The organism is Paenibacillus sp. MZ04-78.2 (assembly GCF_024213375.1).
Lineage (GTDB): Bacteria > Bacillota > Bacilli > Paenibacillales > NBRC-103111 > Paenibacillus_G.
The window spans coordinates 57,765-70,503 of the sequence record NZ_JANAVJ010000007.1 but is presented as its reverse complement, the minus strand read 5'-3'; the positions used below and the strand labels follow the sequence as shown (position 1 = coordinate 70,503).

10 protein-coding genes and 1 pseudogene are annotated in these 12,739 nt (G+C 50.2%); 3 read left to right on the top strand and 8 right to left on the bottom strand.

Annotated features, from left to right (window positions below):
* Nucleotides 1-17 precede the first annotated feature (17 nt).
* The 5 genes from NLX71_RS07870 to NLX71_RS07850 all read right to left on the bottom strand — a co-directional run bounded on the left by NLX71_RS07870 (nt 18) and on the right by NLX71_RS07850 (nt 6,821).
* Nucleotides 18-1,370, bottom strand: coding sequence for an extracellular solute-binding protein (locus NLX71_RS07870; RefSeq protein ID WP_254363007.1), 1,353 nt, complete (start codon nt 1,368-1,370; stop codon nt 18-20).
* Between the two features lie 45 nt (nt 1,371-1,415).
* On the bottom strand, nt 1,416-2,240 hold the full coding sequence (locus NLX71_RS07865) for a carbohydrate ABC transporter permease (protein WP_254363006.1): 825 nt from the start codon (nt 2,238-2,240) through the stop codon (nt 1,416-1,418).
* Nucleotides 2,241-2,257: 17 nt separating this feature from the next.
* On the bottom strand, nt 2,258-3,124 hold the full coding sequence (locus NLX71_RS07860; protein ID WP_254363005.1) for a carbohydrate ABC transporter permease: 867 nt from the start codon (nt 3,122-3,124) through the stop codon (nt 2,258-2,260).
* Nucleotides 3,125-3,370: 246 nt separating this feature from the next.
* Nucleotides 3,371-5,206: a sensor histidine kinase gene (locus tag NLX71_RS07855; protein ID WP_254363004.1), complete on the bottom strand. Its 1,836-nt coding sequence runs from the start codon at nt 5,204-5,206 to the stop codon at nt 3,371-3,373.
* 22 nt (nt 5,207-5,228) lie between these two features.
* Nucleotides 5,229-6,821 (bottom strand): response regulator transcription factor, encoded by a 1,593-nt coding sequence (locus NLX71_RS07850; protein WP_254363151.1) that lies wholly within the window; start codon nt 6,819-6,821, stop codon nt 5,229-5,231.
* A 233-nt stretch (nt 6,822-7,054) separates the two neighbouring features.
* Here NLX71_RS07850 and NLX71_RS07845 point away from each other — a divergent pair, with 233 nt between their 5' ends.
* The 3 genes from NLX71_RS07845 to clpP are packed head-to-tail and all read left to right on the top strand — an operon-like array spanning nt 7,055 to nt 8,601.
* The gene (locus NLX71_RS07845) at nt 7,055-7,666 is read left to right on the top strand and encodes an ArsR/SmtB family transcription factor (protein ID WP_254363003.1); all 612 of its coding nucleotides are present in this window, start codon (nt 7,055-7,057) and stop codon (nt 7,664-7,666) included.
* The gene (locus NLX71_RS07840) at nt 7,666-7,992 is read left to right on the top strand and encodes a hypothetical protein (protein WP_254363001.1); all 327 of its coding nucleotides are present in this window, start codon (nt 7,666-7,668) and stop codon (nt 7,990-7,992) included. Before NLX71_RS07845 ends, NLX71_RS07840 begins: the two co-directional genes overlap by 1 nt.
* Nucleotides 7,993-8,022: 30 nt before the next feature.
* Entirely contained in the window at nt 8,023-8,601 is a 579-nt protein-coding gene (gene clpP, locus NLX71_RS07835; protein ID WP_254362999.1) for an ATP-dependent Clp endopeptidase proteolytic subunit ClpP, read from the top strand.
* A gap of 125 nt (nt 8,602-8,726) precedes the next feature.
* On the opposite strand, the gene NLX71_RS07830 is transcribed toward clpP, so the two are convergent.
* The 3 genes and pseudogenes from NLX71_RS07830 to solA form a co-directional block, all read right to left on the bottom strand.
* Nucleotides 8,727-10,310, bottom strand: coding sequence for a DNA-binding protein (locus tag NLX71_RS07830; protein WP_309248927.1), 1,584 nt, complete (start codon nt 10,308-10,310; stop codon nt 8,727-8,729).
* 263 nt (nt 10,311-10,573) lie between these two features.
* Nucleotides 10,574-11,290 (bottom strand): annotated as a pseudogene (locus tag NLX71_RS07825) (tetracycline resistance protein); the annotation flags it as partial.
* Nucleotides 11,291-11,465: 175 nt separating this feature from the next.
* Entirely contained in the window at nt 11,466-12,668 is a 1,203-nt protein-coding gene (solA, locus tag NLX71_RS07820) for an N-methyl-L-tryptophan oxidase (protein ID WP_254363150.1), read from the bottom strand.
* Nucleotides 12,669-12,739: the final 71 nt, after the last annotated feature.

Below are 12,739 nucleotides of genomic sequence, written 5' to 3'. Positions count from 1 at the left end.
CGGCAATGACCGGACTGCTATTTTATTATACTTTCAAACTTTGCTTGTAATTTATCCAATGTATCCTTAGGGCTGGCTTGTTTCGTTACGGCTTTATGAAGCTCCTCCGACATGGCCGAATCCATTTCTCCCCATTCCGAGATTCTGGGGCGCAAATCGCTTATTTTAAGAGCTTCAAGCGTCATTGGCATGTATTCGATCTTGCTGATTTCCGGATCTTTAAAGACGGATTCTCTTGCTGGAATCCCTCCGAGCAACGTCCATTTTTTCTGCGTCTCCTTGGATAGCGCCCATGTGAAGAACTGGTAGGCCTCCTTCGAATGTTTGGAATTGGCCGGAATCATGTAGGTCCACGAGCCATAATTGGCTGTTGGACGATCATTGGCCGGTTGTAGAGCGTATCCCATTTTTCCGGCTACTTTGGACTTGGATTCATCGAGCAGATTTGGAATTTGATCGTTATAGTTAATGGTAGCGAAGGTCAAATCCTGCTGCATCGCTGTCGTCACTTCATCCCAGGTATAATCCACACTGCCCGGCACGGCATAATCGAACAAGGACACATAATACTTGAGCGCCTCCATGTTTTTATCGGAATTCATCACGATTTTTCCGCTTTCATAGCCTTTATCAAATATACCGCCACCATATGCCCATGCCCAGCTCAGCCAATCCGCTGAGAGTGCCGAGTGCCTTTTGGCCATAATCGACATCCCGTAGAAATTGTGGTCCAGTGCCTTGCCCGCCAAAGTTTCGCCTTTCTTGCGGGTAAAAAATTGTGCCATATCCTTCATTTGTTGTGGCGTCTTAGGCACACTTAATTCATATCCGAAGCGTTTGAGAAACGCTTCTTTCTCGGACGAGTTCTCCAACAAGTCTTTCCGGTACCACATGAACGTAATCGTAGGATTCGATGGAAAACCGTACATCTTGCCTTTCCAGTTAGCGCTTCCATTCCACATGGCAGGAATAATGTCTTTCGCATCAAAATCATCTGGTGTTAAAGTCTTGTCGTTCAAATATTCATCGATTGACTTGACATACCCTTTATCGACCAGCCGCCCCAAATATTCGTAGGGTAATGATACTGCATCGTAAGATCCCGTGCCGGAAGTAAAGTCCAGCATCGTTTTCTGCACGACCATATCGTATGGAAGCTTTTCAAACTCTACCTTGATGCCCGTTTTTTGAGTAAACTCGGGAACCAGACTCTCCAAGGCGTCCGTTAATCCCGAGGCCTCAGCAACAAACCGAATCGTCGTATCGGACGCTTTATTCTGATTCTCTGTCGCCTGCTGAGTACAACCGACAGAGGTGAGCGTAAATATGGAAACCAACGAAACTGCAAGTAATTTGCTTCTAAGCTTCATTTATTTTCCTCCTTGATCGAATTCGTTATCATGATCGTTGGCTGGTTATTTCACAGCACCCATAGTCATTCCTTTGACCAAATGGCGTTGAACGGCGAGCGTAAATATCGCGATCGGTACTGAAACCACTGTTCCGACAGCGCATATTTCCCCCCATAACGTACCACTCGAGCTGATTAGGCCTGGAATTGCGACTGGCAATGTGGCGGTACTTTTTCCTGTTAAAACGCTGGCTAACAAATATTCATTCCATGAGGTGATAATACACAGGATGGAGGATGCGCCAAGCCCTCCGAGCACAAGCGGCATCACGATTCTGAAAAAAACCGATATGTTTGTACAACCGTCTACTGCGGCCGCTTCTTCAATTTCTTTGGGAACGGTATCAAAAAAACTTTTCATCATCCATACCATAAGTGGAATGGTCAATATAGAGTGGGCAAGCACCGCACCCGTCATTGTATTCATCAACTTCAGCTTTACCATCAACACATAGAATGGAATTGCGATGACGACAGGGGGAACCATTCGGGTAAGCAATGCCATCATAAGTAACAGCCCATCCCCCTTTGCTTTGGAACGCGATAAAGCATAAGCCCCCGGCACACCGATTAAGATCGCTATTCCCGTGGAAGTGACAGCCAGTTTCACACTGTTCATCAAGTTCTGCAGGAAGGACTTGTGAACAAACGCTTCTGTATAGTTGGCCGTCGTAGGGCTGAATACGAATTTTGGGGGAATGGAGAAAAGGTCCAGCCTGCCCTTCAACGAGCCGAGTAGCATCCACAAATAAGGGAATAGCGCCATAATAGATAAAACGCATAGGACAGTATAGGTCATGAACATTTCTCTTGTTCGGATTTGCCGCATTTCGTAAAATCCCTCCGCTAGGTCTCTTTTCTTGTTAATTTCAGAGACAATAAGCTCATAAGCAACACCATAATCAAGGTAATTACGCCGATGCTGGCTCCGTACCCCATATCCCAATTATGGAAGTTTACTTTGTAGGTAAGCATCTCGACTGACTCCGTACTGGAACCAGGACCTCCCCCCGTAAGCACCAATATTTCATCGAATATACGGAACAAATCGATGGAACGAAACAGTACGGCGGTAACTAAAATCGGCTTCAGTAAAGGCAAGGTTACGTACCATACCGTTTGCAGTTTGGAGGCGCCTTCCAACTCAATTGCTTCATACGGCTCTACTGGAAGCGATTGCAAACCTGCTAACAGCAGCAAAGCGACATAGGGCGTCCAATGCCAAATATCCAATAGAATGATGGAAGCAAGCGCAGGTATGCGCTGACCCAGAATAGAACCTCCAAGATCGATGCCTAGATACTCCAAATACCATGAGACCAGACCGAATCTATCAATGAGCAGCAATCTCCCGATGAGTCCGACTACAATGGGCGCAATGGTCATCGGAAGAAAAATAAACGAAGAAAATATTTTGGTCCCCCGCAAATTTTTGGCAAGCAGCCCGGCAATGAAAAAGCCGGCAACCAACTGTGCTGGAATAACGAACAGGATGATCGTGAATGTAACGCCCAGCGAGCCCCAGAAGTTGGGATCAAGCAAGGCCCTTGTATAATTGTCCAATCCGATAAACTGGCCCTCATATCCCGGCAAAGCAAAGCTGAACTTGCGAAAGCTCAAATTAACGGTATACAGAATCGGAAAACCTGCTACAAGTAGCATATAGACCCAAACCGGGATTCGAAAATAAAAATTGACAGATTTTTTTAACATTGCATTCTCCCTTGCTATCCATTATGCCATTTATGGCTTTTACCAAATAAAGCACTTTCAAATCGTCATATCCGTTTTTTGCTTTTTCACCGGCATGCCTCCTCTGTTGTTTCCTCCACAGTTCATTCTTCCAATGGCTTGTCATGCGGGATATTTCTATTGTATGAAGTTTTGGTCAGGCGTGAGGTAGGTAAATGGATAGTTAAGGTGTCTTATCTTACTGTATTTCTACTAAAAAACAGAATATCAGGAATCCTTGTAGGTCACGGCTGGAAAAAAGAGCTCCACGCAAGTGCCTTTCTCCGGTTCACTGTCAATTTTTATGCCATATTCTTCTCCGAAATAAAGCTTGATTCGCTGCGTTATGTTTTTTAATCCGTAGCTGCCACTATGATTGTCGGCTTCAATAAGCCCCGCTTCCAATTTAACGACCGTCTCCCGGTCCATACCGGCGCCATCGTCTATAATTCGCAGCTTAATGATTTGACCATCCTTAAACCCCACAATGCGGATTACACCCTTCTGGTCGGGCTTCTTTTGAATACCGTGAAATATTGCATTTTCGACGATAGGCTGAAGTAAAAGTTTTATTGTGCTGTAGCTGTAAAGCTCCGGGCAAATATCGAAATACGCCTCTATGTCGTCCTCGAATCTGTTTTTCTGAATATCGATGTACGTTTTGATATGTTCGATTTCATCCTCGATATTGACAATATCCCTGCCCCCATTGAGGGATAGCCGGTAAAACCTGCTGAGCAACTGAGTCATGTGCATAATATCGCGCGCTTTATATTTAAGAGCCATCCAGTTAATCGTATCCATCGTATTATACAGAAAATGAGGATTGATTTGTGCTTGAAGGGCCCTCATTTCCGCTTCTTTTTTGCTTACTTTTTCCTGGTACACTTCTTTGATCAATGTACGGTTGCGGGCCACCATCTTATTGAAAGAAATCATCAGACTACTCAGTTCGTCATTATGCTCTACCTTGAGTTCATAATCATCGTCCTCGATATCCACTCTCCTCACATACTCAATCAATTGAAGAACCCGTCCTGTCACATTTTTGGATAACAGTACGGCCAACAGGATGGATAATAGGAGGATGAGTGCGAATGATTGGAGCAGAAATTTCAAAATAATTACGTTCTTTTCAGAAATGCTTTCCATCGGGATAACCGAGACGATGTTCATATCTAACGATTCAATAGGTTTCACCTGAACCAATGAGTTTTTGCCCATGACATCAGCGCGAACAAATTTTTTTTCATTCAGCGACTTTTCATTCAGCGACTTTTCATTCAGCGACAAATGCTCGAATCCTTTCATCGTGTATATCGATTTACCAATTAGTGCGCTATCTCGGTTGGATAAAATTGTGCCACTGCCATTCACGATAAACAGCCTTCCGTTAACGACTTCCTCCGTTGCCTCCAATATCTTGAAAATATCTCTTTCCTTTAAATCAATGCTGACATATCCAAGGCGCTTGTCCAACTGCTTAAGATCGTTGAGGACGCGAACACAGGAAATAATATTTTCCTGCCATGCATGATAAAACTTGTATGGATAGGTGCTGGTCCAGACAATTTTGCCGTTGCGCTCATTTACATCCTTATACCAAGGGGCCGAAGCCGCCTGCTCCATCCCAAGCAGATTCACTTTATTACTCGAATAGAAGATAGGGGTATCGAAAAAAATCCGTATTTTAAAAACTTCCTGCTTGTAAGGAAAAGACTGGATAATATCATTGATCTTTCTGAAATCTTCCATACTTTGTTGAAAATCGTCGTCCGTAACCGGTCGTGTTAAATACTCTCGAATATTCGGATTCGCGCTGATGGAGTCGGATACTTGTCTAATACTATCCGTCAGGTTCACTACATCGATCGCTACTCTGGACAATGTGTTTTGAATATTTTTCGCCGTTTCCTCCTGCATGATCTGAGTCGATTTCCAATAATAGATCGTGCCTAAACTCGACATAACAATCATGTTAATAATGAGAAAATAAATGATGATCTTTGTCCGCAGACTGTAACTGCCGTATTTTTTTGTAAAGAAAGCTAACTCTATTTTCATCGTTCGGATCTCTCCATTAGCATCATTTATATTCTGAGGGGCTCAGGCCGGTTATCTTCTTAAACAGTTTGCTGAAGTACTTTGGGTCCGAATAACCAATGTCGAGACAGATTTCATACAATTTGCTTGAGCCCTGCCGCAGCAGTTCCTTTGCTTTTTCAATTCTGACACGTGTCAAGAAGCCGTTAATGGTTTCCCCCGTTTTTTGTTTAAAAAGAAGACTTGTATAAGCAGGGGAAAGAAATACTTCCTTGGCGATCAGCTCAATGGTTAAATTTTCGGCATACCTCTCTTCGATCAAGCTTTTTATATCATCAACAATTTGGGATTGCCGGTCACGACCAGTGGCGACATAATGGCATACTTTTGCGCAATGAGTTAGCACAAACTGCTTCATATCTTCTATAGTTTCTAACCTGAACAGTTCATTGGCAATGGTAAAAACGTCCAGCGCAGGATTCTCTGATCGGTCGTCCGCATATTCAGCATAGATACGTTGAAAAACAGCAGTGAACTGCAGGCATACACTCTGAACGTATTGCAGGGAGCATGAGCGGTTCAAATGTTCAAATACATCCTCGATCCGGAGCCGGGCTTTGTCCATATCCCCCGCTTTTAAAGCAGCGTAAGTCTGTTCGTAGATTTTGTATCCGAAGGTTGCGTCTTTTTCATGAAGGATCGACACGTTATCGGCGTAGATGATATGATTTTTACCTCGATGCAGCTTTTGATTTACGGCATGCACGGCCCTGTAATAAGAAAAACTTATTTTCTCGACACTGTCCACCCATTCCCCGACGCCGATGGTAACGCTTAAATCAAGATCCCGATTCAGACCGTTCTGGAGCGTTTGCATCCATTCGCCTGCACTTTCGGCTATAGCCTCTCCATGCGCAGTACGAGAGGGGATAATGCCAGCTAACTCACCTTCGGTCAGTTGAACCATGATTCCCTTACCATCCATCGTTTTCTGGGCCATACTGATTATTTCCATAGATAGTAGTTTCAACTCAAACGGCTGTTTATGCGAGCTAATCACAGAGTAGTCATCAACATCGACAACAAAAACAAGATAACCGGTATCTTCGACTGGAAGATCGATAGCAAGATGTCTCATCTTTTCATCGATCAAATCCTTTTCGCCGATCTCACCCAACACGAGCATGGAAAGAAACTGGTCCCGAAGCACCGGAATGCTTTCGTGAAGCCTGCTTTCCAATTCCAGTCGATTCTGCTCTTTCTTTTTTTCGATTTCGCAAAGTTCAGCCGTCTTCCTGATGACACTTTCCAACTCGTCTATATCTATAGGCTTTAGTATATAATCGATGATGCCTTCCTTGAAGGCTGACTTCATATAGGAAAGATCCGAGTAACCGGTAATAAAAATGATTTTGGTTTCCGGTAGAAGCTGTCTCAACTCCCTGGAAAATTCAATGCCATCCATGACAGGCATCCGGATATCTGTCAAAACAATATCGGGCCTTACTTGAACGGCCAGGTCTAACCCGTCGCTCCCATTCCTTGCTTGTCCTGCAATTACAATCCCGTAATCTGTCCAATCGAGGCATTCCTTAATGCCCTCAACCGTTTTTTTCTCGTCATCAACAATAATCATTTTTAACAAATGAACCACCTCGCCTAGATTGGGATAACGATTTCATAAAAATATAACAACGATTCGCGCGACTTTATTCTGTCATGGATACCGCCTTTATTTGTTCATTTTACTTATTCCACTCATTTTTGCAACCGTCTTCATTTATCCAATTATTTACCCATTGACAACGATTCATTTACGTAATAATATATTTTTACGTGGTAAATACTGTTTTACGGAGATGAACCATTGTGACCGAAGACATATTGGAAAGCCTGCGGATTGAAGCCCCGGAGCAGGCGATGGCCCTGCTTAATCCGCTGCGGGCGGATATTGCCGCACGGCTGGCGTCGCCCGCTTCCGCGGCGGAAGTGGCCCGAGCGATCGGCGAAGCGCCACAGCGGATCAACTATCACTTGAAGGCGCTGGAGAAAGCCGGTCTGGTGCGCCGGGTCGGTACGAGGCAGGTACGCAACCTGGTCGAGGTGCTTTATCAAGCCGTCGCCAAGACGTTCATCCTGTCCGATCAACTGGGAATGAAGCCGGAAACGGTCCGCCGCCTCAAGGACCAAGGCTCGCTGTCCCATCTGGTTCAAACGGCGGAACGCATCAAGCAGGATGCGCTGCTCCTGATGGAGCATTCGGACGAAGGCCAAGACATTCCAAGCGCGTCGCTGCAGTTTCAAGTCTCTCTCCGGGATGCGGAGGAGCGGCAAGCTTTTGTCGAGGAGTACGCCGCCCTTGTCCGGCAGTTGACCGCCAAGTACCGCAAACCGGCGAACGAAGCGGAACCCGCAGACCCATATCAGGTCGTGCTGGCCGTGTATCCGCAAATTAATCAAACCTCGGGAGGGAATGCGTAATGGAACGTGAACTGGAGCGCAAAGCAAAGCAGAGCGGCGATGCCGAAGCCGGTGGAGAAAACTCCCCGGCCGTCGTATGGCAATGGTCGGAGCCGCAAAAGGACCGGGAAGCCGAACGAGGCTGCCGGCCAGTAACGCAATTGGACGACTACCGGCAGGCCGGAACCGATCGCTCGGAAGCGACCGTGACCCGCTGGGCGCTGCCTTCGCGAACCGGAGCGCCGGGCGGCGAGGAAGTTCTCATCATGGTCTCCTCGGGCTTTACTGCACGCAGCCAACGCGGCGTGAGCCGTGGAGACACAACGATTCAAGCGCTGGCCGCGTAAGCGGTCTGAGCCACAAGGAGGGCATCAAGTATGAACTATGTACCGGTTGTCGTGGAACAAACCGGCCGTGGGGAGCGTTCCTACGATATTTATTCCCGCTTGCTGAAAGACCGCATCGTCTTTCTCGGAAGCGAGATCGACGATCAAGTCGCCAACTCGATCACCGCTCAGCTGCTGCTGCTGTCGGCGGAGGACCCCGAAAAAGACATTCATCTCTACATCAATTCGCCGGGCGGCTCGACCACCGCAGGCTTCGCGATTTACGATACGATGCAGTTCATCAAACCCGACGTATCGACCATCTGCGTAGGCTGCGCCGCTTCCTTCGCCGCCGTTCTGCTCGTCGCCGGAGCCAAGGGCAAGCGATTTGCGCTGCCTAACGCCGAGGTCATGATTCATCAGCCATGGGGCGGGATGAAGGGGCAAGCGTCCGATATGAAAATTCATGCCGACCGCATCCTCGATACCCGGGACCGGTTAAACCGGATCGTCTCCGAGCGCTCGGGCCAGCCGCTGGAAAAGGTGGCGCGGGATATGGACCGCGATTACTTCATGTCCGCGGACGATGCGGTGACCTATGGTCTGATCGATAAGATTATGCAGCCTTGAGGCAGCGATCCCTAACCAAAAAGCACTTTTCGTCCCGTACGACGCGCATGGCGCAGTCGACTGGCGAAAAGTGCTTTTTTCATCAGAGGCCTTTACGTTCGGTTAAGCTGCGGAAACGCCGAGGTTTAAGGCAGCGGCTCTGCAGAACCATCCGAGATGGTGACAGTCTCCGTCTTCAAGTTGTCGCTCGCTTGTCTAAGCCGGAGGCTCGCCGAACCGTTCGTTCCCGGCTTAATCTGAACCGTCAAATCTTTCGTAGCCTTTCCTTGACTGTTGGCCGTAAGCGAAAAATTCGCGCTATAACCGTAGTCCGTCGGCCACGAGCCGTCCGCATTGCGGATCTTCGCCACTTGGGTTCCGCCTGTCAAGTAAATGCCCAGTTTTAAGTCCGACACCGTGGCTCCGGGAGCCAAGTTGTCCACGACGACACGAATCTGGAACTCTTCGTCGTTCGGGAGCGGCTCCTGTTTGACGAAGCTGTATGTCGGATTGTCGACCTCCGGCCCGGACCCGTACCCGTACGATCCCGGCTTGAACGTCGAACGGTCCCACCATTTATATCCGGGCGCCGGCGCTGCCCACGGCTCGGGCTTCGGCTCGGTCGAGCTTGCCGGGTTTTCAAACGGCAGCAGCGCAGTTGGTTGGTCCAGCTGCAGGTTCGGGACTTGGTCGAGCCGTGTGTAGCTTTCCTTTTTGGCGAGCCAGTTTATGACATTCACCAGCAGCTCGCCGTCGTTCTGCTCCTCGAATCCGTCATAAGTCTTCTTGACTTGTCCCGTTTCTTCGCGGCGGTATTTCGGCGTGGCATCCTCAACCGGCGACGAATCGCCAATGAACGCCGCCTTCCCGGCAGCCACTTTGGCGACAGCCGCGTACGGCCCCTCCGCCTTCCCTCCGCCGTTATATACGCCTTGATCCACCGCATTCGGCCACGCGGCGTTCGTCTTCGGCAAATACACGATGCCTTTCGCCTTGAGAGGATCGATGATGGCAAGAGTCGAACCGGCATGCATCGCGACCGTCGAGACGCCCTGGGTAATGCCGAACGCCTGGTTAGGCGGAACGATCTGGTTGGCCGTAACGTCCCCCAGCGCATTGTAACGGAAACGGACGCCGAAATTCGTGGCGAGCCAATCCGAGCCGGCCACTCCCTGCATGGCCTCGGAAGCGCGCTCTTCGGCGCTCATGCCTTTCGCCGGATTGGTCCAGGCTCCTCGCCGGTAGCCGTTCATCACCTCCGAAGCATCCCAGCGGTTTTTGTTACGGTCCGCGTTATAATGGTCGGCGATGAAAAAGATGCTGCCGCCATTCCGGACGTACTGCGCCATCGCGTCCTGCTCGCTTGTTTTGTAAGGAATGTTGGCTTCTCCAATCACGAACACGTCGTAACTGCTCAGGTCGTTCAGTGTGATCGGCGACGTTTTGCGAAGCTCCTTCACATAGTAGCCGTTGTTCGCGAGCGCATTGGCAAAATCCGAGAACGCCCCGTCGATGACCCAGTCGGCAGCTCCGGCCGTCTGGCCGTGCGTGTTGTCGAACAAAATTTTTTTGCCCGCATTCTCGTTCACAACCGTAGGATTAAGGAACGGGGCAGGGTCCGTCGGTCCTTCCGCCAGCGCCCTTGGCGTCTCCCCTATCCACCCCGGCAGCGAAAGGAGAAGCGAAAGCGCCAGTGCCGTTTTTGCAAGAACAGCTTTAAAGGATCTCATTAGTTACCTCCATTATTTTCTATATTGGGGCATATAACCCAGATCCATTTTACCATTTTGTCAAAGCTTGGGAGATTAAGTTTTCGTAAAAATCTGGATGAACAACGGTTCACAGTTCGGTGTATGAAAACAAGACGCCGCCCCTTCGTCCCGGATACGGCAGTTTTGACTGCGGCTATCCCGAGGCAGAAGGAGCGGCGCTTCGGCATCGACGTCCTGCGGCAGTGTCGGGCAATAGGTCCGCTGCGCGCTAGAACAGATTCGGCGACCATCAATACAAGGGGGACCAGCTTTCTAAAGTCGCCCGCCGCCGATACCGTACTGAAATAACCGGTATGGGTCAAGGTCACGACAATATCGGTAACCTCCCAGCCGTACAGCCCTTGTTTCAAGGTCTGGTGGACCGTCTCTTCAATGGCTTTATGGAAGGCCAGCGGCAGCGAGCCTAATTCGACTTCCATGCGGTAGGCGATTCCGCTTCCGGGCAAGCCGGGCTCGACTCTGAACCCTACGGTCGCATAAAAAGGATTATCGCCTTCCTCGATGATCTCCAGCGCCTGACCCGTTCCTTCCGGCTTTTCCAGGCAAACCGTTCGGGTCTCCGAAAACCTGACTTCCAAATCGTACTGTTCCTTCAAGGCCGCTTCGATCACTTCTTTTTGCACTTCGCCAAAAATGCGGATATAAAGCTCTTGATGAACATCATCTTTCATCACCTGAATTAGCGGATCTTCCTCCGACAGGCCGATAAGCGCCTTGTACAGCAGATGGTCCTTGCTTGGGCTTGGCTCCGCCGTTTCGATTCGCGACTCCATTTGAGGGACTGCGAAGCTGAAATGCTTGATGAGAGGAGACTGCTCGCCGACGACATCCCCGATCCGCACGTCTTCCAGCCCCCATACTTTGCCTAAATCCCCCGAGGTTACCTTGGCGGCGGGAACCATCTCTCCGTTTATCAAGGCATGAAGCTTTTTGATTTTGCAGGTGCGCGCTTCGAATTCGCTCTCCCCGTTTTCCGCTGCAGCTTCACTTGCTCCCTTAGGCTTAAACTAAGGAGAATAATATGAACGGTGAAAAGAGGATTTTAACATATGCCTACTATGAATATAGGGATTCTGGCGCACGTAATGAGGTTAAGTTGCCGGTTTTGACGGATTATTCCAACGAATGGCGCTTATGTCTTACGATCGGATATGCTATCCACCGAACGTTCTCCACCTGCTGCTTCTGAAACCGGGATAGCCGGAACATGCTTAGATCGAACGCGTCGGGTTTTCCTTCGATCCGGTCCGCCAACATTTCGCCGACGACGCTGGCAAACTTGAAGCCGTGACCCGAAAAGCCGCAGGCGATCTGAATGTTCGGCTCGCACGGCGCTTGGTCGATGATGAAATGTTCGTCCGGCGAAAGCTCGTATTTGCACACCCCGCCGCGCAGCAGAGCGCCCGCCGCAGCCGGCATATACGTCTCCAGCGCCCGGCGGACATCGCCTTCGTCCTCCGGCAGCGTCCCGAATTCAGCCGGCTGCCCGACCGGCGAGAGCGGAAGACCGGTCTCGTGCCGACCGATCTTCACGCCGGACCCTTGTATGCTCGGAAAGCCGTAAAAGCCGCCCTCCGGAGTGCTTAACGTGAATCCCGGGAACCGCTCGGAAGCGAACAGCGCTTCGTCAGCCTGAAACCAAGCGACCGCTTTGCGGACCGACGCCACGGGCAGCTCAAGCGACGGAAGCAGCACGCTGCCGATTCCCGCGCCCGCGCTGACAATAAGCCGGTCCGCGTGGAAGTCGCCGACCCCGGTTTTTACAGTGACGCCTGCGCTCCCCGTCACGACCTCCGTTACGCGCGTGTACGGAAGCAGCACCGCCCGGTGCGCCAGCGCCGTCTCGCGGTACGCCTGCACGCATTGCTCGCTGAGCAAATAGCCGGCCTCCGGCTCGAACAGCCCCGCATAGTCGTCCGGCAGTTGAACGCCCTGCCAGCGCTTGGCAATCTCCTCCGGCCGCAGCAGCTCGACCGGCAATTGAAGCGCAACCGACGATTCGAGCTTGTCGCGGAGTCCCGAATGCCCTGCCGGCGCCATATTCAGCACGCCGCTGCGAAAGAACAGCTTCCGGCCGCTTTCCTCCTCCAGCTCGTTCCAGAGCCGGTGCGCCCGGACCGCCATGGCCGCGTAAGGGCCCCCTCCGGAGTAGGCATGACGGAGCAGTCTCGTCTCCCCGTGATGGCTGCCTCCCCCATGGGGCGGGTCGAACGCGTCGATCAGCAGCGTGCTTATCCCTCTCCGCGCCAAATGCGCCCCCGCACTCATGCCCATGGAGCCTGCGCCGATGACGATGACATCGTAAGACGTACGGATAACGGTCACTCCTTTTCAATCGTATATTAAACCGCCTTATAATTAGGTATAATCAGACTATGAGCACCTAC

What these genes read in the sequence shown, in the direction of transcription:
- NLX71_RS07840 (WP_254363001.1), top strand. Translation starts at nt 7,666, where the DNA reads ATGGAACGTGAACTGGAGCGCAAAGCAAAGCAGAGCGGCGATGCCGAA.
- NLX71_RS07870 (WP_254363007.1), bottom strand. Translation starts at nt 1,370, where the DNA reads ATGAAGCTTAGAAGCAAATTACTTGCAGTTTCGTTGGTTTCCATATTT.
- NLX71_RS07865 (WP_254363006.1), bottom strand. Translation starts at nt 2,240, where the DNA reads ATGCGGCAAATCCGAACAAGAGAAATGTTCATGACCTATACTGTCCTA.
- NLX71_RS07830 (WP_309248927.1), bottom strand. Translation starts at nt 10,310, where the DNA reads ATGAGATCCTTTAAAGCTGTTCTTGCAAAAACGGCACTGGCGCTTTCG.
- clpP (WP_254362999.1), top strand. Translation starts at nt 8,023, where the DNA reads ATGAACTATGTACCGGTTGTCGTGGAACAAACCGGCCGTGGGGAGCGT.
- NLX71_RS07855 (WP_254363004.1), bottom strand. Translation starts at nt 5,206, where the DNA reads ATGAAAATAGAGTTAGCTTTCTTTACAAAAAAATACGGCAGTTACAGT.
- NLX71_RS07860 (WP_254363005.1), bottom strand. Translation starts at nt 3,124, where the DNA reads ATGTTAAAAAAATCTGTCAATTTTTATTTTCGAATCCCGGTTTGGGTC.
- NLX71_RS07850 (WP_254363151.1), bottom strand. Translation starts at nt 6,821, where the DNA reads ATGATTATTGTTGATGACGAGAAAAAAACGGTTGAGGGCATTAAGGAA.